Origin of the sequence: Rhizobium sp. WYCCWR10014, assembly GCF_001657485.1 — a bacterium.
Classification (GTDB): Bacteria; Pseudomonadota; Alphaproteobacteria; order Rhizobiales; family Rhizobiaceae; genus Rhizobium.
This window is the reverse complement of record NZ_LXFU01000035.1, coordinates 304,951-328,886: the sequence shown is the minus strand read 5'-3', so window position 1 is coordinate 328,886 and position 23,936 is coordinate 304,951. Positions and strand designations below refer to the sequence as shown.

26 protein-coding genes, 1 other RNA gene and 1 pseudogene are annotated in these 23,936 nt (G+C 61.6%); 19 read left to right on the top strand and 9 right to left on the bottom strand.

Going from position 1 to position 23,936, the window contains the following annotated elements; all coding sequences use genetic code 11:
- The first annotated feature begins 241 nt into the window (after window positions 1–241).
- The 10 genes from ruvC (at window position 242) to A6U98_RS15805 (ending at window position 5,975) form a co-directional block, all read left to right on the top strand.
- Window positions 242–751 (top strand): crossover junction endodeoxyribonuclease RuvC, encoded by a 510-nt coding sequence (gene ruvC, locus A6U98_RS15850; protein ID WP_003542749.1) that lies wholly within the window; start codon window positions 242–244, stop codon window positions 749–751.
- 57 nt (window positions 752–808) lie between these two features.
- The gene (locus A6U98_RS15845) at window positions 809–1,060 is read left to right on the top strand and encodes an AbrB/MazE/SpoVT family DNA-binding domain-containing protein (RefSeq protein ID WP_017961997.1); all 252 of its coding nucleotides are present in this window, start codon (window positions 809–811) and stop codon (window positions 1,058–1,060) included.
- Window positions 1,060–1,473 (top strand): type II toxin-antitoxin system VapC family toxin, encoded by a 414-nt coding sequence (locus A6U98_RS15840; RefSeq protein WP_064651260.1) that lies wholly within the window; start codon window positions 1,060–1,062, stop codon window positions 1,471–1,473. Before A6U98_RS15845 ends, A6U98_RS15840 begins: the two co-directional genes overlap by 1 nt.
- 13 nt (window positions 1,474–1,486) lie before the next feature.
- Window positions 1,487–2,101, top strand: coding sequence for a Holliday junction branch migration protein RuvA (ruvA, locus tag A6U98_RS15835; protein ID WP_064651258.1), 615 nt, complete (start codon window positions 1,487–1,489; stop codon window positions 2,099–2,101).
- A 74-nt stretch (window positions 2,102–2,175) separates the two neighbouring features.
- A complete protein-coding gene (locus A6U98_RS15830; RefSeq protein WP_064651256.1) occupies window positions 2,176–2,460 on the top strand; it encodes an AbrB/MazE/SpoVT family DNA-binding domain-containing protein in 285 nt (94 codons plus the stop codon).
- Complete coding sequence (locus tag A6U98_RS15825; RefSeq protein WP_082933914.1) at window positions 2,457–2,861, top strand: PIN domain-containing protein; 405 nt, start codon at window positions 2,457–2,459, stop codon at window positions 2,859–2,861. Before A6U98_RS15830 ends, A6U98_RS15825 begins: the two co-directional genes overlap by 4 nt.
- Window positions 2,858–3,898 (top strand): Holliday junction branch migration DNA helicase RuvB, encoded by a 1,041-nt coding sequence (gene ruvB / locus A6U98_RS15820; RefSeq protein ID WP_017968121.1) that lies wholly within the window; start codon window positions 2,858–2,860, stop codon window positions 3,896–3,898. The genes A6U98_RS15825 and ruvB overlap by 4 nt, the downstream gene beginning before the upstream one ends.
- On the top strand, window positions 3,899–4,801 hold the full coding sequence (locus A6U98_RS15815; protein WP_064651254.1) for a metallophosphoesterase: 903 nt from the start codon (window positions 3,899–3,901) through the stop codon (window positions 4,799–4,801).
- Window positions 4,802–4,807: 6 nt separating this feature from the next.
- A complete protein-coding gene (locus A6U98_RS15810; RefSeq protein ID WP_064651253.1) occupies window positions 4,808–5,320 on the top strand; it encodes an NUDIX hydrolase in 513 nt (170 codons plus the stop codon).
- 91 nt (window positions 5,321–5,411) lie between these two features.
- Window positions 5,412–5,975: a DinB family protein gene (locus A6U98_RS15805; RefSeq protein WP_064651251.1), complete on the top strand. Its 564-nt coding sequence runs from the start codon at window positions 5,412–5,414 to the stop codon at window positions 5,973–5,975.
- 50 nt (window positions 5,976–6,025) lie between these two features.
- Here A6U98_RS15805 and A6U98_RS15800 read toward each other — a convergent pair whose 3' ends face one another.
- From A6U98_RS15800 to A6U98_RS37180, 3 genes are all read right to left on the bottom strand, one after another.
- A complete protein-coding gene (locus A6U98_RS15800) occupies window positions 6,026–7,408 on the bottom strand; it encodes an AcvB/VirJ family lysyl-phosphatidylglycerol hydrolase (protein ID WP_064651249.1) in 1,383 nt (460 codons plus the stop codon).
- Entirely contained in the window at window positions 7,405–10,008 is a 2,604-nt protein-coding gene (gene mprF, locus A6U98_RS15795; protein ID WP_064651247.1) for a bifunctional lysylphosphatidylglycerol flippase/synthetase MprF, read from the bottom strand. Before mprF ends, A6U98_RS15800 begins: the two co-directional genes overlap by 4 nt.
- A 116-nt stretch (window positions 10,009–10,124) precedes the next feature.
- A complete protein-coding gene (locus tag A6U98_RS37180) occupies window positions 10,125–10,328 on the bottom strand; it encodes a hypothetical protein (RefSeq protein WP_197496397.1) in 204 nt (67 codons plus the stop codon).
- On the opposite strand from A6U98_RS37180, the pseudogene A6U98_RS15790 reads away from it, so the two are divergent.
- Window positions 10,245–10,621: pseudogene (locus A6U98_RS15790) on the top strand (DoxX family protein). The gene A6U98_RS37180 and the pseudogene A6U98_RS15790 sit on opposite strands and share 84 nt — an antisense overlap.
- A 6-nt stretch (window positions 10,622–10,627) precedes the next feature.
- Here A6U98_RS15790 and A6U98_RS15785 read toward each other — a convergent pair.
- The 3 genes from A6U98_RS15785 to A6U98_RS15775 all read right to left on the bottom strand — a co-directional run bounded on the left by A6U98_RS15785 (window position 10,628) and on the right by A6U98_RS15775 (window position 14,599).
- Window positions 10,628–12,739 carry a mechanosensitive ion channel family protein gene (locus A6U98_RS15785; RefSeq protein ID WP_064651245.1) on the bottom strand — a complete coding sequence of 704 codons (2,112 nt, stop codon included), beginning with the start codon at window positions 12,737–12,739 and terminating at the stop codon, window positions 10,628–10,630.
- Window positions 12,740–12,947: 208 nt separating this feature from the next.
- Entirely contained in the window at window positions 12,948–13,979 is a 1,032-nt protein-coding gene (gene gnd, locus A6U98_RS15780; RefSeq protein WP_064651243.1) for a phosphogluconate dehydrogenase (NAD(+)-dependent, decarboxylating), read from the bottom strand.
- A 137-nt stretch (window positions 13,980–14,116) separates the two neighbouring features.
- On the bottom strand, window positions 14,117–14,599 hold the full coding sequence (locus tag A6U98_RS15775) for an SRPBCC domain-containing protein (protein ID WP_064651241.1): 483 nt from the start codon (window positions 14,597–14,599) through the stop codon (window positions 14,117–14,119).
- 69 nt (window positions 14,600–14,668) lie between these two features.
- On the opposite strand from A6U98_RS15775, the gene A6U98_RS15770 reads away from it, so the two are divergent.
- The 4 genes from A6U98_RS15770 (at window position 14,669) to A6U98_RS15755 (ending at window position 18,429) form a co-directional block, all read left to right on the top strand.
- On the top strand, window positions 14,669–15,001 hold the full coding sequence (locus tag A6U98_RS15770) for a metalloregulator ArsR/SmtB family transcription factor (RefSeq protein WP_064651239.1): 333 nt from the start codon (window positions 14,669–14,671) through the stop codon (window positions 14,999–15,001).
- A 76-nt stretch (window positions 15,002–15,077) separates the two neighbouring features.
- The gene (locus A6U98_RS15765; RefSeq protein WP_064651237.1) at window positions 15,078–15,614 is read left to right on the top strand and encodes a helix-turn-helix transcriptional regulator; all 537 of its coding nucleotides are present in this window, start codon (window positions 15,078–15,080) and stop codon (window positions 15,612–15,614) included.
- A 97-nt stretch (window positions 15,615–15,711) separates the two neighbouring features.
- Window positions 15,712–16,695: an NAD(P)-dependent oxidoreductase gene (locus tag A6U98_RS15760; protein WP_064651234.1), complete on the top strand. Its 984-nt coding sequence runs from the start codon at window positions 15,712–15,714 to the stop codon at window positions 16,693–16,695.
- A 246-nt stretch (window positions 16,696–16,941) separates the two neighbouring features.
- The gene (locus A6U98_RS15755) at window positions 16,942–18,429 is read left to right on the top strand and encodes an esterase-like activity of phytase family protein (protein ID WP_064651232.1); all 1,488 of its coding nucleotides are present in this window, start codon (window positions 16,942–16,944) and stop codon (window positions 18,427–18,429) included.
- An 81-nt stretch (window positions 18,430–18,510) separates the two neighbouring features.
- On the opposite strand, the gene ssrS is transcribed toward A6U98_RS15755, so the two are convergent.
- The 3 genes from ssrS to A6U98_RS15740 form a co-directional block, all read right to left on the bottom strand.
- Window positions 18,511–18,669, bottom strand: a non-coding RNA gene (ssrS, locus tag A6U98_RS15750) — 6S RNA.
- Window positions 18,670–18,738: 69 nt separating this feature from the next.
- A complete protein-coding gene (locus A6U98_RS15745) occupies window positions 18,739–19,116 on the bottom strand; it encodes a cell division protein ZapA (protein ID WP_064651230.1) in 378 nt (125 codons plus the stop codon).
- A gap of 15 nt (window positions 19,117–19,131) precedes the next feature.
- Window positions 19,132–19,407: a DUF4164 domain-containing protein gene (locus tag A6U98_RS15740; RefSeq protein WP_012758879.1), complete on the bottom strand. Its 276-nt coding sequence runs from the start codon at window positions 19,405–19,407 to the stop codon at window positions 19,132–19,134.
- A 333-nt stretch (window positions 19,408–19,740) separates the two neighbouring features.
- Here A6U98_RS15740 and tkt point away from each other — a divergent pair, with 333 nt between their 5' ends.
- From tkt to A6U98_RS15720, 4 genes are all read left to right on the top strand, one after another.
- The gene (gene tkt / locus A6U98_RS15735) at window positions 19,741–21,714 is read left to right on the top strand and encodes a transketolase (protein ID WP_064651228.1); all 1,974 of its coding nucleotides are present in this window, start codon (window positions 19,741–19,743) and stop codon (window positions 21,712–21,714) included.
- A gap of 81 nt (window positions 21,715–21,795) precedes the next feature.
- A complete protein-coding gene (gene gap / locus A6U98_RS15730) occupies window positions 21,796–22,806 on the top strand; it encodes a type I glyceraldehyde-3-phosphate dehydrogenase (RefSeq protein WP_064651397.1) in 1,011 nt (336 codons plus the stop codon).
- A gap of 251 nt (window positions 22,807–23,057) precedes the next feature.
- Window positions 23,058–23,372: a hypothetical protein gene (locus A6U98_RS15725; protein ID WP_064651226.1), complete on the top strand. Its 315-nt coding sequence runs from the start codon at window positions 23,058–23,060 to the stop codon at window positions 23,370–23,372.
- Window positions 23,373–23,610: 238 nt separating this feature from the next.
- Entirely contained in the window at window positions 23,611–23,790 is a 180-nt protein-coding gene (locus A6U98_RS15720; RefSeq protein WP_064651224.1) for a hypothetical protein, read from the top strand.
- Window positions 23,791–23,936 lie beyond the last annotated feature (146 nt).

The window sequence follows — 23,936 nt, the reverse complement described above, 5'->3', positions numbered from 1 at the left end:
ACGACGAACCCCTTCTGAACGCGCCTGCCAAGCACGGGCACGCAGCGCATGCCTGATCACTGACCTATAAACAGAACAACGGGGGCTTTAATCTTCGCGAAAAGAAGCCCTCTCGTATTCGATGACTAGAATTCGGGCATCTGTTTTAATTCGCGGTAAATGGCAGGGCCGAAATCCGGGAACGTTTTTGTTTTGTTCACATATCAATGGCAGTTATTTCGCAATCGCTATAGGTTGAACCATGCAAAATACGATTCGCATCGTCGGCATCGATCCCGGGCTTCGCCGCACCGGCTGGGGAATCATCGAGACATCAGGCAATTCCCTGCGGTTTGTGGCATCCGGAACCGTGACCTCCGATGGCGACATGGACCTTGCCTCCCGCCTTTGCCAATTGCATGACGGCTTGGCGGAGATCGTCCACAGCTATAAGCCGGATGAGGCCGCCGTCGAACAGACCTTCGTCAACAAGGATGCGGTGGCGACCCTGAAGCTCGGCCAGGCCCGCGGCATTGCCATGCTGGTGCCGGCGCGCGCCGGTCTGCCGGTCTCCGAATATGCCCCGAACGCCGTGAAGAAGGCCGTCATCGGCGTCGGCCATGGCGAAAAGCAGCAGATCCACATGATGTTGAAGATCCTGATGCCGAAGGTCGAATTCAAGGGCAACGACGCCGCCGACGCCCTGGCGATCGCCATCTGCCATGCACATAATCGCGGCAGCAACCGGATGCGACAGGCGCTGGCCGGATAGGTTGTTCTTGACTTGTTCCATTGGTAAGGATAATTCTTACTATGAAGGAGCAACAAGATGCGCGTTACGTCCAAAGGGCAGGTCACCATTCCTCGCGATCTCAGGGAACTTGTCGGCATCGAGGCCAATAGCGAGGTCATTTTCTCGATAGAGGGCGGTAAGCTCGTTCTCTCGCCGAAGAATGGCAAGCAGGAGATCGAGGATCGGGGCCGCCTGGATCGTTTCATACAGACGATCCGTCGTCTCGAGGGCACTGGCGATCAGGAGATCGATGCCGAAGACCTTATGTCGATGACCCGTGATCGCTGATGGCCACACTTGTCGATACGAACATACTTGTCGACCTGGCCGTGGTCGGTTCGGACTGGCACGGTTGGTCGCGTCGAAAGATGCTTGACATCTTCAAAGACGGTCCCGTCCTCATAAACCCCATCATCTATTCCGAATTTTCCGTTCGGTACGACGACGTGGACGAAGTCGATCGACTGCTGCCGCAGGATGAGTTCCGACGCGAGAATCTGCCTTGGCCGGCTGCATTCGCCGCTGCTGCGGCCTTCCGGCTTTACCGTCGCGCCGGCGGTGGGCGCGAACGGATCTTGCCCGATTTCTTCATCGGCGCGCATGCGGCGATAAGGGGCTACAGAATTTTGACCCGCGATCCCAGCGGATACCGCTCCTATTTCCCCTCCGTTGACCTTATAACCCCCGAAACGCATCCTTGAGAGACCGCGACCCATGATAGGCAAGCTGAAAGGCACCATAGACGAGATCGGCGAAGACTATGTGCTCGTCGATGTGCACGGCGTCTGCTACGTCGCCCATTGCTCGGCCCGCACCCTGTCGAAAATCGGCTCGGCCGGCGAGGCCTGCGTGCTCTTCATCGAAACCTATGTGCGCGAGGATCAGCTGAGGCTCTTCGGTTTCATGACGGCGCTGGAGCGGGAATGGTTCAACCTGCTGCAGAGCGTTCAGGGCGTCGGCGCCAAGGTGGCGCTCGCCGTGCTCTCGACGCTGACGCCAGGCGAACTTGCCAATGCGATCGCCCTGCAGGATCGCGCCGCTGTCTCGCGTGCGCCGGGCGTCGGCCCGAAAGTGGCGATGCGCCTCGTTACCGAGCTCAAGAACCGGGCGCCGGCCTTTGCCGGGGAAGCGATCAATATCGCCCTTAAGCAGGAACTCGGCGAAGGGGTCGCGGCCGCGCCGGTCGCCGATGCAGTATCTGCGCTGACCAACCTCGGCTATTCCCGCGACCAGGCGGCGAACGCGATTGCCGCGGCAATGAAGACTGCAGGCGACGGCGCCGACAGCGCCAAGCTGATCAGGCTGGGATTGAAGGAGCTGGCGCGATAGAGTAGGATGAAATGTCATTTTTCTGCCGATTGACAAGTTTTCCGACTGGCGCACAAAAATAGGACTGCTGATCCATGCGGGGAGAATTTACCCTTTCACCGAAAGGCCAGATAACGTTTCCGAAAGAGTTGCGGGACACGCTCGGCCTTCAGCCTGGCGATCAGCTTGTTTTCTCGATGATCGACGGAGAAGTCGTGATTACACCGAAATCGATCAACTTCAATGATCTTGCAGGCCTTCTGGGATCGCCTCCAAATGGTCGTGCTTCCCTGGAAGAGATCGACGCAACCGTCACCGACGCTGCGGGCAGCGATGTCGTCAACGAAGCCACGCGATCGAAATCGGATGTAGCGGCATGATGGCCTATGGCTTGGACACAAACGTCCTGCTGAGGCTCATCGTCGACGATGATCCGGAGCAAAGGGCGGCCGCCCTGAAATTCGGTGAAGGCATCGGCAGGGATTATCGTGGATTTCTCTCCTTGCTGAACCTCTTGGAACTGGATTGGGCGCTGCGCGCACGGTTCGGCTTCAAGAAAAAGGACGTTGTCGAGGCAATCGGCAAGTTGACACGCGTCAGGGGATTGGACATCGAGAACCAGACCCTCGTTATCAAGGCCCTGAGGGCCGCGGAAACGCGAAACGCCGATTTTGCCGATGCCTTGATCGGCTACCGCGCCGCGGATGAGGGATGCCAGGCGACCAAGACATTTGACCGGCACGCGTTCAACACCGTGCCAGGTATGGAGCTTCTTTCATGAGCGAATCCGCCCGCCTGATATCGCCGGAAAAGCGGGGCGAAGACCTTGATATCACGTTGCGCCCGCAATCGCTGGACGAATTCACCGGCCAGGCGGAGGCGCGCGCCAATCTCAAGGTCTTTATCGAGGCCGCGAAAAACCGCGGCGAAGCGCTGGACCATGTGCTCTTCGTCGGTCCGCCTGGCCTCGGCAAGACGACGCTGGCGCAGATCATGGCCAAGGAGCTCGGCGTCAACTTTCGCTCGACGTCGGGGCCTGTTATCGCCAAGGCCGGCGATCTCGCTGCCCTGCTCACCAACCTCGAGGAGCGCGACGTGCTCTTCATCGACGAAATCCATCGCCTCAATCCCGCCGTCGAGGAAATCCTCTATCCGGCCATGGAAGATTTCCAGCTCGATTTGATCATCGGGGAAGGCCCTGCCGCTCGCTCGGTGAAGATCGACCTGTCGAAATTCACGCTGGTGGCGGCCACCACCCGCCTCGGCCTGTTGACGACGCCGCTGCGCGACCGCTTTGGCATTCCGGTGCGCCTGAGTTTCTACACCGTCGAGGAGCTGGAACTGATCGTGCGCCGTGGCGCGCGGCTGATGAACCTGCCGATCACCGAGGAGGGCGCCCGCGAGATCGCAAGACGCGCCCGCGGCACCCCGCGCATCGCTGGCCGGCTGCTGCGGCGCGTGCGCGACTTCGCCGAGGTGGCAAGGGCGGAAGCCGTCACTCGCGAGATCGCCGACGAGGCGCTGACCCGTCTGCTGGTCGACAATGTCGGCTTCGACCAGCTCGACAAACGTTACCTCAACATGATCGCCGTCAATTTCGGCGGCGGCCCGGTCGGCATCGAAACCATTGCCGCCGGCCTTTCCGAGCCGCGCGACGCGATCGAGGACATCATCGAGCCCTACATGATCCAGCAGGGTTTCATTCAGCGCACGCCACGCGGCCGTGTTCTGACCGCAATCGCGTGGAAGCATCTGGGAATGCAACCGCCCAAGGATATGGAGGCTGCACAGTTCCGGCTGTTCCAGGAGGACAACTGAGTGATCACCCGCCGCGGATTTTTCAAGGTTCTCGGCGGCAGTGTCGCAGGCGTCATGTCGCTCGGTGGTTACGCCTTTGCCTATGAACCGCTCGCGCGGCTCGCCATCACCCGCTATCAGCTGACGCCGCCGGGGTGGACCCCGGGGCTCAAGCTGCGCGTCGTTGCGCTCGCCGATCTCCATGCCTGCGAACCCTGGATGTCGGCAAGCCGCATTGCCGCGATCTGCCACAGGGCAAATGAACTCGAAGGCGATGTCACCGTCCTGCTCGGCGATTACGCCGCCGGCATGAATATGGTGACGCAGTACGTGCATTCGAGCCAATGGTCGAAGGCGCTCGCCACGTTGCAGGCCCCTCTCGGCGTCCATGCGGTCATGGGCAACCACGACTGGTGGGAGGACAGGACCGCCCAGAAGAACGGCGGGATGGAAACATTCGGACATCGAGCCCTCGCTGATGTCGGCATCGCGGTCTACGGCAACCGCGCCGTTCGGCTCGAAAAGGATGGCCGCGGCTTCTGGCTGGCAGGCCTCGAGGATCAACTGGCGCTGCTGCCCGGCCGGAAATGGGGCCGCACGCAGATGCTCGGCCTCGACGATCTCGATGGAACGATGGCTCAGGTGACGGACGATGCACCCGTCGTCCTGCTTGCCCATGAACCCGATATCTTTCCGCGCGTGCCCGAGCGGGTCTCGCTGACGCTATCGGGCCACACCCATGGCGGACAGATCCGCCTCCTCGGCCGCTCGCCGATCGTGCCCTCGCGCTACGGTAACCGCTACGCCTATGGCCATATGATCGAGCAGGGGCGTAATATCATCGTTTCCGGTGGACTCGGCTGCTCCATTGCACCGGTGCGCTTCGGCGTGCCGCCGGAAATTGTCGTGATCGATCTTGGATAGAATGACATGACCAAGCGCACTCTCATCCGCCTGAATGCGGGCGCTGAGCGTTTCAACTATCGCATTGCCGGCCTCGGCTTTCGCGACGGCCACGTGCTCGTCCATCGCGCCGTGCATGAGCCCTTCTGGACCTTTCCAGGCGGCAGGGCGGAAATCGGCGAGACGTCGGAGGAAACGCTGATGCGGGAGATGGTGGAGGAACTGGGCGTCGAAGTCATAGTCTCCCGCCTACTCTGGATCGTCGAGAACTTCTTCCGCTACGAACAGCGCGACTGGCATGAACTCGGCTTTTATTATCTGATGGAGATCCCGCCGGAACTCCCCTTCCGGCCAGGCGAAATCATCCATCGGATCGAGGACGGCGACAACCATCTCGAATTCAAATGGGTGCCGGCAACGCGTAGTGCCCTGACCGCACTCGACATCCCGCCCTATTTCATCGCCGATGAAATCGAGAGCCTGCCCGTTGCGCCACGTCACCTCGTCTGGCGGGACGGCGATCTCGACGGCAAAGACTGACGCAAGCAATTCAAGATGTTACAGCGCCCCTTGTGCGCCTCAAAAGGCGCCCGGTGCTGTAGCCAAAAGCGCTTAAAGAGGAGATGCGCCGATGCCGACCTTCGATCCTGTCAGGCCATTCCGCAAACTTGCCTATAACAACGCTCTCGCCAACCGCCGCCTGCTTCAGGCCTGCGCGACATTGAAGCCCGGCGAATTCGAAGCGCCGCGCACCAGCTTCTTCCCCTCGATCAAGGAAACCTTGAACCATATCATCACGGTCGACTGGTTCTATGTCGACGGCCTGGAAGGCGGCACGCTCGGGCTCAAGGCCTTCGAGGTCGACGAACCATTCGATGACGTTTCCTCGCTGGCAGAAGCGCAGGCGAAGGTCGATCAGCGCCTGACGGCGCTTTGCGAGGCCCTGACGCCGGAGAGGCTCACCTCGACCATCAGCCTCCATCGCGGTGCCCGCATCCAAGAGGAGCGGATGGAAGACGTACTCGGCCACCTCTTCCAGCATCAGACCCATCATCGCGGACAGGTGCATGCGATGCTTTCCGGCACCAGCGTCGCTCCGCCGCAACTCGACGAATTCATCGTTGCCGACGATGCGCGGTTTCGTGGCACAGAACTCACCGCGCTCGGCTGGAACGAAGAAACGCTGATGCGCTGATTTGAAAGTGTTAAAGTATCCTTAGCGCGTCCTATCGGACGCGCTGCGCTTTAGTCCTGCAGCCGTCTCTTCAGGCCGTCGATAATCGTCTTCGTGAGAAGGTCGTAATTCTCGTCGAAGTGATGATCGCCCGGCAGTTCGATCACCTCGGCGCCGCTGTCTTTCAGCGCCGGGCAGGCGACATCGTCATCGTCGTCCTTGCCGTAGATGCATTGCACGAGCTTCGGATCGATGTTCTTCAGATCGCCGACGGGATCGCCTCCCGCCCCTTCCGTTTTCTGGCCGAGCCAGCCGAGAACGGAGATGACGTAGTCGACCTCGTGCGAAAGCGACAGCAGCGACAATTGCGCCACCGCCGACTTTTCGGCTGGCTTGAGGAGCTGGTAAGTGGCGGGCACGACATCGGCGCCGAAGGAATAACCGACGAGCAGCACGTGCTTCACCTTCCACTGCTTGCGGTAGAAATCGATGATCTTCGAAAGATCGGCGGCGGTCTCCTCCGGCTTGCGCTCCTTCCAGAAATAGTGGAGCGAATCGACGCCGACGACCGGAATACCTTCCTTCTGCAGCGTGCCGCCGACCTCCTTGTCGATGTCGCGCCAGCCGCCGTCGCCGGAATAGATCACCGCCATCGTATCGAGGGCCGGCGTTGCCTCGAGCACCGCCAGCGGCAGGCCAAGCGGGTTGCCGAAGGCGCCGGAGGCGGTGACGAGATCGTCGAGCGTATCGGCAAACGCCGTCTGCGCATCGTCGGTGGATTCGCGAATCTCGATCGCGTCATGGGCCTTCTTCAGCGCCTCGGCATGCGCCCGGCCATCCTTGTTGGCATCAGGCGTGAAGACGGTAATGATCGGGTCCGGCAGGACGCCGTCGCTGAGACCATAGACCGTGCGTTCGCCGGCTACCTGCTTGGACGCCGGCGTGCAAAGCGCCTGGGCAAGCGGAATGCCGGCGACCGGATTAACGGCAAGTGTCTGGCCGATCGTCGCATCCGGCGTTTGCGCGGCGATCGCCAGCGCCAAGGCCCCGCCCTCGCCGATGCCGGCGACGATCGGCAGGTGATAGGCGTTGTTGCCGGTTGCGCGCTGTACCTGCTGGCTCAGCGATTCGATGTCCGACACCATGTAGACGCAGCCGTCATTGAGGCTGACGTCGTACCGGCCGAGCGCCTGGATATAGGATGGAAAGTCGACGCCGATGACGACGGCGCCTTCAGCGACCAACCTGTCGGCTTCGCCCTTCTCATAATCGCCCCAGCCGGCGGCATCCGAGATCAGCATCACCGCGCCCTTCACCTCCCCTTCCGGCAGGAAGATGTGCGGCGACGGGATGAGCCCGGTTTCGAAGCTCTGCGTGGTCTCCTCGGCGGCGTCAGCCGATGCGGCCGCGAGCATGCAGGCGCATGCCGTGGCAAGAAGGATTGTCTTGATCATTTTCTCACTACCCCTTTCAATCCGCCCCCAATCAGAAATGTCGCGTCCATCAACGCGATCATCGGATTGCCCCCTCCGGAGACCGCAAGATAGCGCGGTTGCCAGTGCGGATGAAACTTGGATTTGAATGCCCGAAGGCCTTTGAAGTTATAGAAGCGCTCACCGTGTTCGAAAACGGTGCTGCCGATGCGGTCCCAGACGGGCGCCGCCTCGCGTTTCGACATGCCGGAGAGAGGCGCCATGCCGAGATTGAAGTGGGTGAAACCCTGCCCGCGCAGATATTCCATGATCTGCACGAAGAGAAAGTCCATCGAGCCCTTCGGCGCGTCCGGCGAGAAGCGCATGAGATCGATCGTGCCCTCCTGTCTGGATTCGGTCACGAGGATATTGGCGAAGGCGACGATCCTGCCGTCTTTTTTCAGGATGCCGACCGGCTGCGAGGAGACGTAATCGGAATCGAAGGCGCCGAGCGAGAAGCCCTTTTCCTTGGCATTGTGATGCTCGAGCCAGGCCGTCGAAACGGCGGCTAGATCGTCGATGACCGAAGACACGTCCTGCGGTTCGACGACGGCGAATTCCAGCCCGTCGCGCTGGGCGCGGCTTGCTGTCTGGCGAAGGTTCGCCCATTTGCCGCCCTTCATCTCGAAGGTCCTGAGATCGGCCACCGCCAGTTCGCCGAGCTTGAAGGCGCGCAGGCCGGCATCGGCGCAATGGGACAGCAGCGCCGGCGATATCTGGTAGAACACGGCCCGGCAGCCGGCGGCGCGCGCCGCTTCGACAAAACGCCAGACGAGTTCCTGCACGGCACGATGGTCGCCGACCGGATCGAACAGCGCGATCCAGGAGCGGCCCTGCCGGCCATACATGATGAAAGCGTCGCCGCTTTCCGAGAACATGATGCTCTTGTCGCCCATGCGCACCAGATTGGCGTCGGCATTGCCCTGCTTCATGACGATCTCGACGGCACGCGCCAGTCCCTCGTCCGTCGCCGGTTCCGGCCGGAAACTCGCCGGCCGGAGCAGACTGAAGACGGCGATCGCCGACGAGATGATGGTGATGCCGAGCACGGCGCGCAGCCCGCGCGGCGCCTCGGCGGTGAATTCGAACTGCCACCAGAGTTGGTTGCTGTATTCGACGTCGCGATAGACGAAGAGCAGGATGACGACGGCGCCAACGACGATCACGGCGATCGCCATCAGCCAGGACGCCGTCAGCGCCTGATTGAGCAGCGAGGCCTGACGGGTAAAGAGCCGGCGGCTGACGAAGAGCCCGAAGATGAGGAAGGCGAGAAAGGCGGCTTCGACGAGCGCGATCGCCTTCAGCAGCGACAAAGTCAGCGCGGCAAGCGCCGAGAACACGGCCACCCACCAGGCGCCGTCGAGGCGCTGGCCGAGGCCGCGCGCGGCGACGACGAGTGCCAGCCCCAGCAGGCTGGAGAGGAAATGCGCGCCCTCGACCATCGGCAGCGGCAGATAGTTGGAGAGGAATTCGAGGTTCTGGTCCGGCGTCGGCGTGACGCTCGAAAACACCAGCATGACGCCGAGCAGCAGCGCGAGAGCCGACAGCAGCTGCGGCATGAGCCGTCCGCCGATACGCCGCATGCTGGAGGCAGCCGGATGGTCGACGAAACGACGCAGCTCCGCCGCCGAGACCGCGAGCACCGCGATCAGCAGCGGCAGCACATGGTAGATCAGCCGGTAGAGGACCAGCGATCCGAGCACGGCATCGATGTTCACCGCGCTGCCGAGCGAGGCGATGATCACGGTCTCGAACACGCCGAGCCCGGCCGGAACATGGCTGAGCACGCCGAGACCGACGGCGATCGCATAGACGGCGAGGAAGACCGGCCAGCCGATGGCCGTCTGCGGCAGCAGCACATAGAGTACCGACGCCGAGGCGGCGATATCGAAGGCGGTGACGAGGAACTGCCGCGACCAGGTACGCGAATCCGGCAGGCGGATTGCTACAGGGCCAAGATCGAGCACACGCCCGTCACGGCCGATGACCATCACCGCGCCCAGAATGGCGACGATCGAACCGGCGATCAGCCGCAGAAGGAAGGGGCTCACGCCGACGAGCGGGCCGATCTCGTCTGCGATGACGATGAGGGCGATCGCCGCGACGCCCGCAAGCCCCAATCCGAAGGACAGCGTGACGAAGGCGATGATGCGGCCGATATCCTCTGGCGAGAGCCCGAGACGCGTATAGGCGCGGTAGCGGATCGCGCCCCCAGAAAGGGCGCCGAAACCGGCGGTATTTCCGACGGCATAGGCACTGAACGCCGTCAGCGCCACATGCGGAAATGGCAGCTTCTTGCCGATATATTCTATGGCGTTGAGATCGTAGAAGATCAGCGCGAGGAAACTGAGCGCGGTGAAGAACAACGCAAGCAGGATCGCGCTCGGCCTGGTCGCGGCCAGCGCACCGACGACGTCGTCATAGCGCACCTCGTTGGTGAGCTGCATGATCGCGTAACCGACGAGGCAGAAGACCACCAGTGACGCGGCTGCCAGCAGCGGCGTTCTGTACCGTCTGAATAGCCCGCCAAAAGAAAACCCGCCCGTTTCTTCCATCTCTTCCAAATTGCCGTGCCCCGACATTCTCGTACCCTGCTGCAACTGCCAGCTTGGCGGGAATCATTTCAGATGACGTAACATGAGAGGCATATAAGCTCTATGAACCATGTCGCCGCTACCCCAGCCCCGCCGCCTGCGCCTCAATCATCCTCAATTGGGGCGAATTTGCGCAGCCGGGCGTCACGGTGCATTGCATTTTCGTAAGCTTCGGCAGAGCCTTGCCCTGGATGGAGAGTCGAGACGCGGGAGAAAGGTTCGATATGCAGGATGGTTCGGCCTTCGTGATGCTTGCCCTCGGACGCCTGCTGCTCGGCGGCCTCTATGTCGCTGGCGGCATTCATCATTTTTTCGTTATCGTGCCGCTGACCGAGGCATCGAAACCCGCGGCGTTCCTTTTGCAAAATGGGTGCTGATCCTGGGCAGCATGTTCCAGATCGTCGCCGGCATCCTGCTGATGCTCGGGCTGTTCGTCGCGGCAGCGGCATTCGGTCTCATCGTCTTCACGCTGGCCGCCACCATCATGCTGCTGAATTTCTGGGACATGCAGGGAACGGCGCGCGACAGCGCGATCAATACCTGGAAAACCAACATGGCGATCATCGGCGGCCTGCTGATCGCAGCCGCCGGCGCGATGTGAGGCGGTTCATGCCGCCGGCTCTCCGCCTGCCCGCGCATGCGCGGCGTAGCGCGCGACGGCAGCATCCACCTCCGCGTCGCGGTCGCCCGCCACCTGCACAGTCGGCACCGCGAATTCGATACCGTTTTCCTGGAAGGCATTGCGGATCATCGCCAGCGCATTGCGGCGGATGACGAATTGTTCGCCGGGCTTTGTCATCATCGACAGCCGGATTTCGATGGCGAATTCGCCGAACTGCTCGACACCCTTCATCTTCAGCGTCTCGATGATATGAGGGCCGAATTCCGGATTTTCGAGCAGCGTCTGGCCGATCTGCTTGATTACTTTCTTCGCCTTGACGAGATCGGTGTCGTATTTGACGTTGAGGCTGATCTTGTCGATCGTCCAGTCGCGATTGAGGTTCTTCACCGCGCCGAGTTCGCCGAACGGTACCGTCGTCAGCGGTCCGCGATGATGACGCAGCTTCACCGAACGCAGGCTGAAGGCCTCGACCACACCCTTGTGGCTGCCGCTTTCGATATATTCGCCGATGCGGAAGGCATCGTCCCAGAGATAGAACATGCCGCTGATGACGTCTTTGACGATCGTCTGCGCGCCGAAACCGACCGCAACGCCGACGACACCGGCGCCGGCGATCAGCGGCCCGATCTCGATACCGAGGCCGGAGAGCACCATCAGAACGGCAATGACGGCAATGACGACGGCGAGAATATTGCGGAAGATCGGCAACAGCGTCTGTATCCGCGCGCGTTTGGCCTTTTCCTCATCCGTTGCTCCGCCATCCACGGATGATTCAAGCAGCTTGCCGTCGATATAGGCCTTGATGACATGCCAGAGCAGATCGGCGGCAAGCAGGATGACGATGCCGCCGATCACGCCGCGCGCGATCTTGTCGATCATCGTTTCGCCGGCGGCCATCGTATCGGCGCCGACGCCGAGCATATGCCCAAGCCAGATGGCGGCAACGGCTATGATCAGCGCCCGCACACCGCGGTCGAGCAGCACGGCTGCAATGCGGCGCGTGGCAAGGAAGCTCGCTTCGGTCTGCTGCAGCGATTTTACCGCAATCGTCGAGACGGCAAGCACGCGGGGCAGCAGGAGCACGTAAATGCCGAGCCAGAGCAGCCAATTGAAGCCTGCGACCCAGAGGCTCCAGAGCAACAGGAAGTAGACGGTGAGCGCCCAGGATGTCCCGTGACCACGCTTCTCGTCCTTGTGCGGCCGCGACCAGACCGCCTCGATCGCAATCAACAACAGGCCGATGCCGAGGATATAGCCGACGAGGAGCCGCACACTCGAGGAATAACCGAGCGGCTCCATCGACTGGATCACCGCCCAGCCGAAAATGAAATAGATGACGAAGGTCGCACAGCGCCGGTACCAGAAGAATGCGACCGCGCGCGCCGGCATGATCGCAGCTGTGATGCCCTGCCGTTCTTCCTCCGCCCGCGCCAGCCCGATGAGATCGACCAGCACGCCGCCGAGACAAATCGTGAAGCGCTGGACCACGAGCGCGACAACGCAAACGATCGCGATGCTCTGGCTGACCGGCGGCCAGCTGACGCTGAGAAGAGCAAGCGCCGTCGCCACGGCGAAGATCAGCGCCGGGATAACGCGCGGGGCGAGATGCATGCCCGCCATCTGTGCCGCCTGGCGGCGGCGGCGAAAGGCATAGCGGGCAATGCGCTCGACGATGGTGCCAAGCAGGAAAATCGCCAGAAACTGCGCCACCATGCGCGGCCAGCCGGCGGCGGCGATCTCGCCGAAAAACAGCGAAGAAGCATGGCCGACCTGCGAAGGCAGCGTCATCGCCGCATCGGAGACCATCGAGACGTGCCGGCGGGCATGCTGGAGCAGGCCTGAGAGCACCGACATCTGGTCACCGGCCGCCGAATCGCTCGCGGGCGTCGCCGCCATCTGCGTCGACATCCATTGTTTGACCTGAGGCGTCTGCATCAGTTCCATCATCTGACGCACCTCGGCCGGCGGAGCGGCCGCGGCCGGCACTTGCGCTGGCGGCGTCTGGGAAAAGCCAGGCGAAACCGCCGAAAAAAGCGCAAGCAATGCCAGTATGCCTGATATGACGGCCTTCAAGCCCCCGGCCATGCCACGCTCCATCACCGCCTCCAATGAAATGTCGGTCACTTGTAGAAGGCAGCGCTGACATTTTGCAATGGATACCCGCGACCGTTGCCGCCAGCAAGCAGTAGGGAAACCATACCGATGGCTAGTAAAGGCAAGCGGCGCCGCCTCCTCGAAACAAAGCACTGCGCTCGCTATTTCAGGATGACGGCTTTGTCGGAACGGTGAGTGAAGTCGCTCGCCTTCAGGATTTCGCGGCCGGTTTTTCCACGTGGCCGCCGAAGCCCGCGCGCATCGCCGACAGCACCTTGTTGGCGAATTCGTCGTTGTCGCGCGAGGAGAAGCGACCATAGAGCGCAGCGCTCAGCACCGGCGTCGGCACGCTCTCGTCGATTGCCGCCATGATCGTCCAGCGGCCTTCGCCGCTGTCCGAGACGCGACCGGCATATTTCGAAAGTGCGGGATCGGCATGCAGTGCATCGGCCGTGAGATCGAGCAGCCAGGAGGTGATGACGCTGCCGCGGCGCCAGACTTCGGCGACATCCTGCAGGTTGAAATCATATTGGAAATGTTCCGGATGGGCGAGCGGCGCAGTCTCCGCATCGGCCACGTGCGAGGCAGCGCCGATATTGGCGTGTTTCAGAATATTGATACCTTCGGCATAGGCGGCCATCAGGCCGTATTCGATGCCGTTATGCACCATTTTGACGAAATGACCGGCGCCATGTGGGCCGCAATGCAGGTAACCCTGTTCTGCGGTGCTGACCGCAGCCGCTTCGGCGCTCCGGTTCGGCGAGGCTTCCGTCTTGCCGACGCCAGGCGCCAGCGTCGCGAAGATCGGGGAGAGGTGTTCGACGATGCCCTTCTCGCCGCCGATCATCAGGCAATAACCGCGCTCGAGGCCAAAGACGCCGCCGCTTGTGCCGACATCGACATAGTGGATGCCCTTGGTGATGAGGTCGGCGCCGCGGCGGATGTCGTCATGATAATAGGAGTTTCCGCCGTCGATGACGATATCACCATTCTCAAGCAGCGGCACCAGGCTCGCCAGTACCTTGTCGACGATCGCTGCCGGCAGCATCAGCCAGATGGCGCGCGGATGGGCGAGCTTCGAGACGAACTCCTCGAGCGAGGCACTGCCGGTCGCGCCGAGGCCTGCGAGCGCGGCAACGCTTTCCGGTCTGGCGTCGTAGACGACGCATTCGTGACCGCCTCGCATCAAGCGCTGGACCATATAATTGCCCATGCGGCCCAAACCAACCATGCCAAGCTGCATAATGAATCTCCTGGAAACCGAAATGAAGTATCGAATCCGGAAATTAGCACCCGCAGTGTGACAGGCAAGCAAAGTCTCGGTGATATTGGCGAATGCGACGATTGCGCTGCCGATCTCCTTGATACCGACGCACTCGTTCAAACGTCAGGCGCGCTGGCCGGCTCACCCTTCATTTCGCTGAGGAACATGCCTTCGCGCAGATTGATGCCATATTCGACGAAGGCCTTCATGCAGCAAAGCATCTGCGTCCAACCTTCGCAGTTGAGATAGGTGCCGCGCCGGCCAGCATCATCCTCGCGCCAGCCGGTCTCGGCGATGGTCACCAGCGTGCCGCCGTCTTCCAGCGGCTTGAAGTTCATCTCCACCAGCGTCTTATAGGTCGTCTTGTCTTCGCCGGTGCCGCCATCCCAGCGCAGCACGATGCGGCTTTCCGGCACGAGTTCGACGACCTCGACCGGCGCATCCTTCCACCAGGTCACCGTCGTGCCCTTCACGAGCGGTGCGCTCGCTCCACCGATCGTGGTGAAATAGCTGCTGAGCTTCTTCGGGTTGACGACGGCATCGAACACCTCTGCAACGGGGCGGCCCACACGGCCGGAAACGCGGATTCCGAGAGACATGACACTTCTCCTCTTCTCCAGTGTGCCTGTTCCATTGTCCTTGGCGCCATTATGTTATAAAAATATAACATGTCAAGCGAATCAACCGACGATCCAGTCTTCAAGGCGCTGGCGCATCATCGCCGCCGCGAAATCCTCGATCTACTCAAGGATGGCCCCCGAACCACAGGGACCCTTTGCGAGATGTTTCCGCAGATGGATCGCTGTACGGTGATGCAGCATCTCAAGGTGCTGGAAGAGGCTGACCTGGTCATCGCCAGGAAGGAAGGCCGCGAGCGCTGGAACCACCTGAACAGCCTGCCGATCAAACACATCTATGACCGCTGGATCAGCACCTATGCCGGCCATGCGCTCTCTATACTCGACCGGCTGAAAGGCGACCTCGAGGGCCAGCCCGAATAATGATCTGGCCGCCCAACAGCTTGCCGGTCGGCCAGCCGAAGCCTTATGCTGGCCAAAACGGCACGGGATCAGGCAGATGACGATATCGGGCGCCGGCATACGCCGCTTGCGGCTGCTGCGCAGCATGAAGCAGCAACATCTCGCCGAACTCCTCGGGGTCAACCAGGCGACGGTCTCACGCTGGGAGCGCGATCAACTCGCTCTCTCGCCCGAGCAGTCCATCAAGCTGGAACGGATTTTCGCCTCACCGCAACATGCAGCAGTCGATGCGGCGCTCAAGCGGCTGGTCGAGGATTCAGTCCGGCCGGTGCATCTGATCTGCGACCGCACCCACCGGCTGCTCTCCGCCTCTCGCCCGCGGCAGGCGGAGTGGCAGGCGCCGCTCAGCACCTTTCTCGGCCGTTCTCTGTTCTCCTACGCCTCCGCCGAAATCGCCGCCGCCGAGCAGTTGCTCCAAGAGCGCGGCTGGCATGAGGGCAGGCTCTCGTCGCTGACCCTCGATACCGGCGCCAACGGCAATGTGCTGCTGCCGATCGCCGCCGGCCGCGTCACCTGGGAAAGGATCATGCTTTCCGACGGCAGCGCCGGCCGCCTCGTCACGACCATCGGCTGAGCCTGCAGCTTTCCTGCATTCCCATGCATAATTTATGCGTTGTCTGAAAGCCTTAGTCTTTATAGCGTCCGCCGCCGAACGGTCAGGAGACGATGTGATGACGATACTGGTGACGGGAAGTGCCGGCCATCTCGGCGAGGCGCTGATGCGGACCTTGAGGGCGGAAAGCCGCTGGGTGCGCGGCATCGATATCAAGCCCTCGGCTTTCACCGACATGGTCGGCTCGATCAGTGATCGCGCCTTCGTCGGGCAGGCGATGTCGGGCATCAGCCACGTCATCCATGCCGCAACGCTGCACAAGCCGCATGTGGCAACCCACGGCAATTACGATTTCCTCGACACCAATATCGCCGGCACCCTCAACCTGCTCGAAGAAGCGGTCGCAGCAGGCGTTGCAAGCTTCGTCTTCACCAGCACCACCAGCACCTTCGGCGCGGCACTGACGCCGGCCGCCGGCGAACCGGCGGCATGGGTGACCGAGGACGTGCTTCCCGTTGCGAAAAACATCTACGGCGTAACGAAACTCGCCGCCGAAGGTCTCTGCGAACTCTTCGCCCGCAAGTCCGGCCTGTCGGTCGCCATTCTCAGGACGTCGCGTTTCTTTCCCGAAAATGACGACGATCCTGACATTCGCAACGGCTATTCGGCAGAGAATGCCCAGGCCAACGAGCTTCTTCACCGCCGCGTCGATATCAGCGACGTGGTCGGCGCCCATCTGCTGGCGCTCGAAAAGGCGCCGGCAATCGGCTTTGGCCGCTACATCATCTCTGCCACGACGCCGTTTTCGGCAAGTGATCTCGCCGCGATCCGGCGCGATGCGCCTCACGTCGTCGAACGACTGCTCCCTGGTGCAGGCGCCCTTTACGCGTCACGGGGCTGGAAGATGTTTCCTTCGCTCGACCGCGTCTATGTCAACGAACGCGCAAGACGGGAACTCGGTTGGCAGCCGCGATATGATTTCCGTTTCGTGCTCGATTGCCTGCGCGACAACAAGGAGTGGCGAAGCCCCTTGGCGCTGAATGTCGGCTCCAAGGGTTACCACGATGAGGTCTTCGCCGAAGGGCCTTACCCGGTCGGATAGAACAGCAAGCTGGAATGCGGACACGCGAAAGCCCGGCTTCCTCTCCAGCATGACGCTTTCGCTGAGAAGTGTCATCCAGATATCACGATCCCGTCATAGACCGTCTGCCGGGGATATGGGGCGACGAAATCCAGGGCGTGTTGCGCCATCGGGAAATCGAATCCAGGCCGGGGTGTCATTTGAAGCGGTGTCCAGCCTGCGGGCGGATGCCGTTTCGAGAGCGCTTTTGACCGAGAGGGTATTTCCATGAAGAATTTCAGACCTTACACAGCGCGGCTGTTCGCCGCGGCTCTCGCGGCATCCGCCGCGGTTCCGGCCGTCGCAATGGCCGAGAATTCCGCCACCGTCGGCGGCCTCACCTTCGTCAACAAGGGCCCGGTGGGCATCGGCCGCATTCCGGCCAATCAGCGTGACAAATTCGGCGAGACTTTCGGTTCCGGCTCGGGCATGGCGATCGATCCCGCCGCCTGGAGCCGCGACGGCGCCGGCTACAAGGGCACGCTCTACCTGTTGCCCGACCGCGGTTACAACGCCGTCGGCACCGTCGACTATCGGCCGCGCCTGAACACCATCTCGATCGGCCTGACGCCGACCGCTCCGGGTGCGGCACCCGAGGCCGGCAAGGAACAGTCTGGCATCGACGCAAAGCTCGTCGATTCCACGCTCTTCGTTGATGACAAGGGTGGCGACATGACCGGTCTTGACCCGGAATCCGGCGTCCGCCCAGCTGCCGGCAATTTTCCGCCGCTGCCGCAGGCGACCAATGGCAAGATCGCGCTCGACAACGAAGCCATTATCCGCATGACCGACGGTACCATGTTCGTCAGCGACGAATACGGCCCTTATATCTATCACTTCTCCGCTGACGGCCACCTGCTGTCTGCCACCCAGCCGCCGAAGGCGCTTTTGCCGATGCGCAAGGGCGCGTTGAGCTTTGCCTCCAACAATCCCGGCCCCGGCGCGTCCGCGCCTGACCCGAAGGATCCGGAAACCGGCCGCCAGAACAATCAGGGTCTCGAAGGCATGGCGATGACGCCTGATGGTAAGTTCATCATATCAGTGCTGCAATCGGCAGCCCGCCAGGACGGCGGCGATTCCGGCTCGACCCGGCAGAATACCCGCGCGCTGATCTATGATGCCGCCGATCCCGATCACCTGAAACTGGTGCACGAATATGTCGTGCCGCTGCCGGTCTTCAAGGACGCCAAGGACAAGACGACGATCGCCGCGGAGAGCGAAATCGTCGCTCTTTCCGACAAGACCTTCCTGATGCTCGCCCGTGACAGCGGCAACGGCCAGGGCCTGAAAGGCGACACCTCGCTCTACCGCAAGGTCGACATCGTCGACGTTTCCGCCGCGACCGACATCGCCGGCAGCGATTTCGATGACGGCAAGCCGATCGCACCGAAGGGCGTCGTCGATCCCTCGCTGACGCCGGCAAGGCTGACACCCTTCATCGACCTCAACGACAAGGCCGATCTCGCCCGCTTCGGCCTGCACAACGGCGCGCCGAACGACAAAAACAATCTGTCGGAAAAATGGGAGGCCATGGGTCTGGCGAGCGTTCTCGACCCGAACCTGCCGGACGACTACTTCCTGTTCGTCGCCAATGACAACGACTTCTTGACGCAGGATGGTTTCCAGGTGGGTGCAGCCTACAAGGCGGATGGCGGTGCCGACGTCGACACCATGTTCCAGGTCTTCCAGGTCACCCTTCCAGGCCTGAAGAAGTAACGGACGCGCAAAAGCGGTGGACGCGCAAGCTGCGCGTTCGCCCTATCGATCCGGCGTCTTCGCTGAAAATGGAAGGAAAGGGTGCGATCCACGACCACCGATGGATGTTTACGATCCTGGGTGCCTACAAACGTAGGTGGGCGCCGTGTGTCCAGGCCCACGGGCCTGGCCAGGGACAGCTCCCTTTGGATCGAGTATGGCCCCAGGGATTGTGGTTCCTGTCGAGAGGCGCAGACCGCATGGCGATATATAAGGTCGTTTGTGCTGACGCGCCAGTGGCGACGGAAGGCCGCCCCTATTTATTTGAGATCAATTGAGTTCGGGGGCAGCCCGACCATTCAGCTTGTCGGTAATGCCGCGGATGCGGCTCGACACTTCGCTCAGCGCTGCCGCAAGATTTTCCTCGGTCCGGGCTGTGGCGGCAAGCACCGTATCGCGATTGCCGCGCAGCGTCTCGAGCTCGGATTCCAACCCGGCGACGCGGCGCGTCAGCTCGGCAATCTCGTCCACGATCATAATGCCGGCCATGACGGTGATCCTGAGATCGCCGATTTCCCCGAACTGGTCCTTGAGATGGCCGACATAGCGGTCGAAACGGGTGGCGAGATCGGTCAGGTGATCCTCCTGCCCTTCCTCGCAGGCCATGCGATAGGCCTTGCCGTCGATCGTTACCGTCACCTGCGCCATGCCAAACTCTTTCTATCAGCGATCCAGAACTGCGCGGATCGTTTCCATAGCCGTCACTAGCCGCCGCGATACCTCGCGATTGACCTCTTCCAGCCGGTTGGCGCGGAATTCGGCCTGGTCGAGCTCCTGCGCCAGCCGCGAACGGTCGGCGTGCACGCGCCGCACCTCGCCCTCGATCTCGCCCTGCTCGCGCTGCCGCTCGACGCGCATGTCGACGGCGTTTTCGAGGCTCGAAATCGCCTGTCTCAATTCGTTGAGCGCTGCTTCCATGGTTTTGCCTGTGGGCATCATGTCTTTCCGATTCCCGCGCAGGATCCGCGAATCGGCACGCCGCGCCGATCCTGCGATTTCAAAAGGATATGCAGCTCGCCGACGGCCCGTCAATAAATCCTGTCACTTGTCCGCCAGCCTATCCTGTGGATGAACGTTTTACATAGGCTCGTCGTATCAAATTCGTCATTTGTACAATCGCGCGATCAAATGTCAAAAATCGCCACTGCCAGCCCGGATTTGGCCTGCCATTTATTGACTTGCCCGTCCCAACTGCTATGTCTCTGCCGCTTTCACTCGATGGTCTTGGAGGCTCGAGGCCATCCCCCGACACCCGGAACTTGCGGAAAAGCCATGACCTCTCCCGAACAACACGACCGGATGGCGAATGCGATCCGTTTTCTCGCCATGGACGCCGTTGAAAAGGCGAACTCCGGCCACCCGGGCATGCCGATGGGCATGGCTGACGTGGCAACGGTCCTGTTCACCAAATATCTGAAGTTCGATCCGAAGAAGCCGCACTGGCCGAACCGCGATCGCTTCGTGCTGTCGGCCGGCCATGGCTCGATGCTGCTCTATTCGGTGCTGTATCTGACCGGCTATCCTGACATGACGATCGAAGATCTGAAGCAGTTCCGCCAGCTCGGCTCGAAGACCGCCGGCCATCCGGAATACGGTCACGCGACCGGCATCGAAACGACGACCGGTCCGCTCGGCCAGGGTATTGCCAATTCCGTCGGCATGGCGATTGCCGAACGCAAGCTGCGCGAGGAGTTCGGTTCCGATCTCCAGGATCACTATACCTATGCGATCTGCGGCGACGGCTGCCTGATGGAGGGTATCAGCCATGAAGCCATCGCGCTCGCCGGCCACCTGAAGCTCAATAAGCTCGTTTTGTTCTGGGACAACAACTCGATCACCATCGACGGCGCCGTGTCGCTGTCGGATTCCACCGATCAGATCGCCCGCTTCAAGGCCGTTCACTGGAACACGATCGAGATCGACGGTCACGATCAGGCCGCCATCGCCGACGCGATCGAAGCGGCCCACAAGTCCGACCGCCCGACTTTCATCGCCTGCAAGACGATCATCGGCTTCGGTGCCCCGAACAAGCAGGGCACCCACAAGGTCCACGGTAACCCGCTCGGCGCCGAGGAAATTGCGGCCACCCGCAAGGCGCTGAACTGGGAAGCCGAAGCCTTTGTCATCCCGTCGGACGTCCTTGACAGCTGGCGTGCAGCCGGCGCCCGCTCCGTCGACCTCGTCAAATCCTGGGAAGACGGCCTCGCCAAGGCTCCGGCCAAAGCCGAGTTCACCCGCCGCATGGCAGGCGAGCTGCCGGAAGGTTTCGACGCCGCAATCAGCGCATATAAGAAGAAGCTCGCCGAGACCAAGCCGACGGTTGCGACCCGTAAGGCTTCGGAAGACGCGCTCGAGGTCATCAACGGCTTCTTGCCGGAAACGCTCGGCGGCTCCGCCGACCTGACGCCGTCGAACAACACCAAGACCAGCCAGATGCATTCGATCACCCCGACGGATTTCGCCGGTCGTTACATGCATTGGGGCATCCGCGAGCATGGCATGGCGTCTGCCATGAACGGCATTGCGCTGCATGGCGGCCTCATCCCCTATAGCGGCGGCTTCCTGATCTTCTCGGATTATTGCCGCCCGCCGATCCGCCTTGCTTCGCTGATGGGCATCCGCGTCATTCACGTCCTGACGCATGACTCGATCGGCGTCGGCGAAGACGGCCCGACGCACCAGCCGGTCGAACAGCTCGCCGGTCTGCGCGCCATCCCGAACCTGATGGTCTTCCGTCCGGCCGATGCCACGGAAACGGCGGAATGCTGGCAGATCGCCATCAAGACGCACAACCGTCCTTCGGGCCTTGCTCTGACGCGTCAGAACCTGCTCGCAGCCCGCACCGAATACAGCGAAAAGAACCTTTGCGAACAGGGCGCCTATGTGCTCGCCGGCAATGCCGACGCCAAGGTGACGATCTTCGCCTCCGGCTCCGAAGTCGAAATCGCCGTTGCAGCCCGTACGGCACTCGAAGCCAAGGGCGTCACCGTCCGCGTCGTATCGGTTCCCTGCACGGAACTGTTCTTCGAGCAGCCGGAAGCCTATCGCAAGGAAATCCTCGGCAACTCGCCGGTCAAGATCGCCGTCGAAGCCGCCGTTCGCGAAGGCTGGGATGCGTTCATCGGACCGGAAGGCACCTTCATCGGCATGAAGAGCTTCGGCGCTTCCGGCCCGGTCAAGGAAGTCTACAAGCATTTCGGCATCACCGCCGACGCCGTCGTTGCGGCCGCGGAAGCAAAGCTTTAATGAGGGCGCCTTGAGGCGCTCTCCATCTCCTCAATTCCAGGCCCTCACCTTCGGGCCCTACTCTATCGGGAGTGAATGAACATGACAGTCAAGGTTGCCATCAACGGTTTCGGCCGCATCGGCCGCAACGTCCTTCGCGCCATCGTCGAATCCGGCCGCACCGACATCGAAGTCGTCGCCATCAACGATCTCGGCCCGGTTGAAACCAACGCCCACCTGCTGCGCTACGACTCGATCCACGGCCGCTTCCCGGCAACGGTGAAGGTCGAGGGCGACTCGATCATCGTCGGCAACGGCAAGCCGATCAAGGTCACGGCGATCAAGGATCCGGCAACGCTTCCGCACCGCGAACTCGGCGTCGACATCGCGATGGAATGCACCGGCATCTTCACCGCCCGCGACAAGGCTGCGGCTCACCTGACGGCCGGCGCCAAGCGCGTCATCGTTTCGGCGCCCGCCGATGGTGCCGACCTGACGGTCGTCTTCGGCGTCAACCATGACCAGCTGACCAAGGAGCACTTGGTCATCTCCAACGCGTCCTGCACCACCAACTGCCTGGTGCCGGTCGTGAAGGTTCTCGACGACGCCGTCGGCATCGACCACGGCTTCATGACGACCATCCACTCTTATACCGGCGACCAGCCGACGCTCGACACGATGCACAAGGACCTGTATCGCGCCCGCGCTGCTGCCCTCTCGATGATCCCGACCTCGACAGGCGCTGCAAAGGCCGTTGGCCTCGTCATGCCGCACCTCAAGGGCAAGCTCGACGGCACCTCGATCCGCGTTCCGACCCCGAACGTTTCCGTCGTCGACTTCAAGTTCGTCGCCAAGAAGGCGACCAGTGTTGGCGAAATCAACGAAGCCATCCAGGCTGCTGCAAACGGCAAGCTGAAGGGCATCCTCGGCTACACCGACGAGCCGCTCGTCTCCCGTGACTTCAACCACGACAGCCACTCCTCGATCTTCGCAACCGATCAGACCAAGGTCATGGAAGGCAGCTTCGTCCGCGTCCTGTCCTGGTACGACAACGAGTGGGGCTTCTCCAGCCGCATGTCCGACACGGCAGTCGCTTTCGCCAAGCTCATCTGAGCGCTCTTGAGGCATCCACATGCGAGCGGCCCGGGAAACCGGGCCGCTTTTTGTTGCCGTGCCTGCGAACGACTCCAGCCTTCCCTGCTCTGGTATCTTTTCGTCCATTGTCGGGATGGGATCTGTTAGAATAACTTGGCTGGACATTGCAAAATGCCCGGTTTCCTCGCTCCGCATCGGCCGACGGCCAGGCGCGGAACGCCAATACCCGTGCGGTAGCACTGATGCCCGCATGAAAATGAGAGAGATGGATGGATTATTTTACCGTTGAAATCGCCGGCCGCGCCGTTGCCAGTTTTCGCTCGGAAAATCATGAGGAAGCGACGCATTTCTTCGAGGCGGAAGACTTTCGCGACGATCTGACCGTCCTTGAATCCGAAGGCAAGCCTCTTTGGGACCGCAAAGCAGCCCTGAGCCTGCGCAAGGCGACCACCGAGGAAGCAAGCGAAGTCGAGCACGCCTATGAATTCGACGACGATCCCGAACGGACCATCGAGGACGAGTTCGTCGTGTTCCTGGTCCCGGTCGCGGATCTGACCGACGAGGGCGAGGAAACAGAAGACTGACCGCCGATCCGCATCTTTTTCGGTTTTGAAGTCATATAGAAGCGCCGCCGTTCGCAGGACAGGATGGCGGTGCAGTTGAGGCTGCCTCGGGTTCGAATTCGATAGGCGTCCTCATCACCGACGAAATCCCTGGCCGCAAGGATTGAACACGGGTTGGTAATCCGCTGGCCAAGCGTGCTAGATTGAGGAAATGCGCAGCACTGCACAATAGCTAGAGTGAGCCCAGTGGAGGTGATAAATGGCAGAGGCACAAAAACGCTTGTCCCACACCACCCTCAAACGGCGGCAACGGTTTCACCCCAAGCGGGATGTCAGACCTGCCGTATTGGCAAAGGCTAATCGTCTGGTCATCCGGGTCGCCGCGTTCATTGGCCTCTCGTTTCTCACCATCGCCATACTTCAGGCAGTGTTGGGATAGCAGAGCAAGGCCGGCCGCTTCTGGCACAAAACGACAGCCGGCTGTCCTCGCTGGGCGGCCGGCATTTCCACCCGATATCGAAAAATCTCCGCGTTCATTTTCCCCGCTCTCCGCATCCGCGCCGGCAATCCATTCTTGCCGTCATT

Coding starts and splice junctions, on each gene's coding strand:
- ruvC (WP_003542749.1), top strand. CDS start 242: ATGCAAAATACGATTCGCATCGTCGGCATCGATCCCGGGCTTCGCCGC.
- A6U98_RS15845 (WP_017961997.1), top strand. CDS start 809: ATGCGCGTTACGTCCAAAGGGCAGGTCACCATTCCTCGCGATCTCAGG.
- A6U98_RS15840 (WP_064651260.1), top strand. CDS start 1,060: ATGGCCACACTTGTCGATACGAACATACTTGTCGACCTGGCCGTGGTC.
- ruvA (WP_064651258.1), top strand. CDS start 1,487: ATGATAGGCAAGCTGAAAGGCACCATAGACGAGATCGGCGAAGACTAT.
- A6U98_RS15830 (WP_064651256.1), top strand. CDS start 2,176: ATGCGGGGAGAATTTACCCTTTCACCGAAAGGCCAGATAACGTTTCCG.
- A6U98_RS15825 (WP_082933914.1), top strand. CDS start 2,457: ATGATGGCCTATGGCTTGGACACAAACGTCCTGCTGAGGCTCATCGTC.
- ruvB (WP_017968121.1), top strand. CDS start 2,858: ATGAGCGAATCCGCCCGCCTGATATCGCCGGAAAAGCGGGGCGAAGAC.
- A6U98_RS15810 (WP_064651253.1), top strand. CDS start 4,808: ATGACCAAGCGCACTCTCATCCGCCTGAATGCGGGCGCTGAGCGTTTC.
- A6U98_RS15805 (WP_064651251.1), top strand. CDS start 5,412: ATGCCGACCTTCGATCCTGTCAGGCCATTCCGCAAACTTGCCTATAAC.
- A6U98_RS15800 (WP_064651249.1), bottom strand. CDS start 7,408: ATGATCAAGACAATCCTTCTTGCCACGGCATGCGCCTGCATGCTCGCG.
- mprF (WP_064651247.1), bottom strand. CDS start 10,008: ATGTCGGGGCACGGCAATTTGGAAGAGATGGAAGAAACGGGCGGGTTT.
- A6U98_RS37180 (WP_197496397.1), bottom strand. CDS start 10,328: ATGATGAATGCCGCCAGCGACATAGAGGCCGCCGAGCAGCAGGCGTCC.
- A6U98_RS15785 (WP_064651245.1), bottom strand. CDS start 12,739: ATGGAGCGTGGCATGGCCGGGGGCTTGAAGGCCGTCATATCAGGCATA.
- gnd (WP_064651243.1), bottom strand. CDS start 13,979: ATGCAGCTTGGCATGGTTGGTTTGGGCCGCATGGGCAATTATATGGTC.
- A6U98_RS15775 (WP_064651241.1), bottom strand. CDS start 14,599: ATGTCTCTCGGAATCCGCGTTTCCGGCCGTGTGGGCCGCCCCGTTGCA.
- A6U98_RS15770 (WP_064651239.1), top strand. CDS start 14,669: ATGTCAAGCGAATCAACCGACGATCCAGTCTTCAAGGCGCTGGCGCAT.
- A6U98_RS15765 (WP_064651237.1), top strand. CDS start 15,078: ATGACGATATCGGGCGCCGGCATACGCCGCTTGCGGCTGCTGCGCAGC.
- A6U98_RS15760 (WP_064651234.1), top strand. CDS start 15,712: ATGACGATACTGGTGACGGGAAGTGCCGGCCATCTCGGCGAGGCGCTG.
- A6U98_RS15755 (WP_064651232.1), top strand. CDS start 16,942: ATGAAGAATTTCAGACCTTACACAGCGCGGCTGTTCGCCGCGGCTCTC.
- A6U98_RS15745 (WP_064651230.1), bottom strand. CDS start 19,116: ATGGCGCAGGTGACGGTAACGATCGACGGCAAGGCCTATCGCATGGCC.
- A6U98_RS15740 (WP_012758879.1), bottom strand. CDS start 19,407: ATGATGCCCACAGGCAAAACCATGGAAGCAGCGCTCAACGAATTGAGA.
- tkt (WP_064651228.1), top strand. CDS start 19,741: ATGACCTCTCCCGAACAACACGACCGGATGGCGAATGCGATCCGTTTT.
- gap (WP_064651397.1), top strand. CDS start 21,796: ATGACAGTCAAGGTTGCCATCAACGGTTTCGGCCGCATCGGCCGCAAC.
- A6U98_RS15725 (WP_064651226.1), top strand. CDS start 23,058: ATGGATTATTTTACCGTTGAAATCGCCGGCCGCGCCGTTGCCAGTTTT.
- A6U98_RS15720 (WP_064651224.1), top strand. CDS start 23,611: ATGGCAGAGGCACAAAAACGCTTGTCCCACACCACCCTCAAACGGCGG.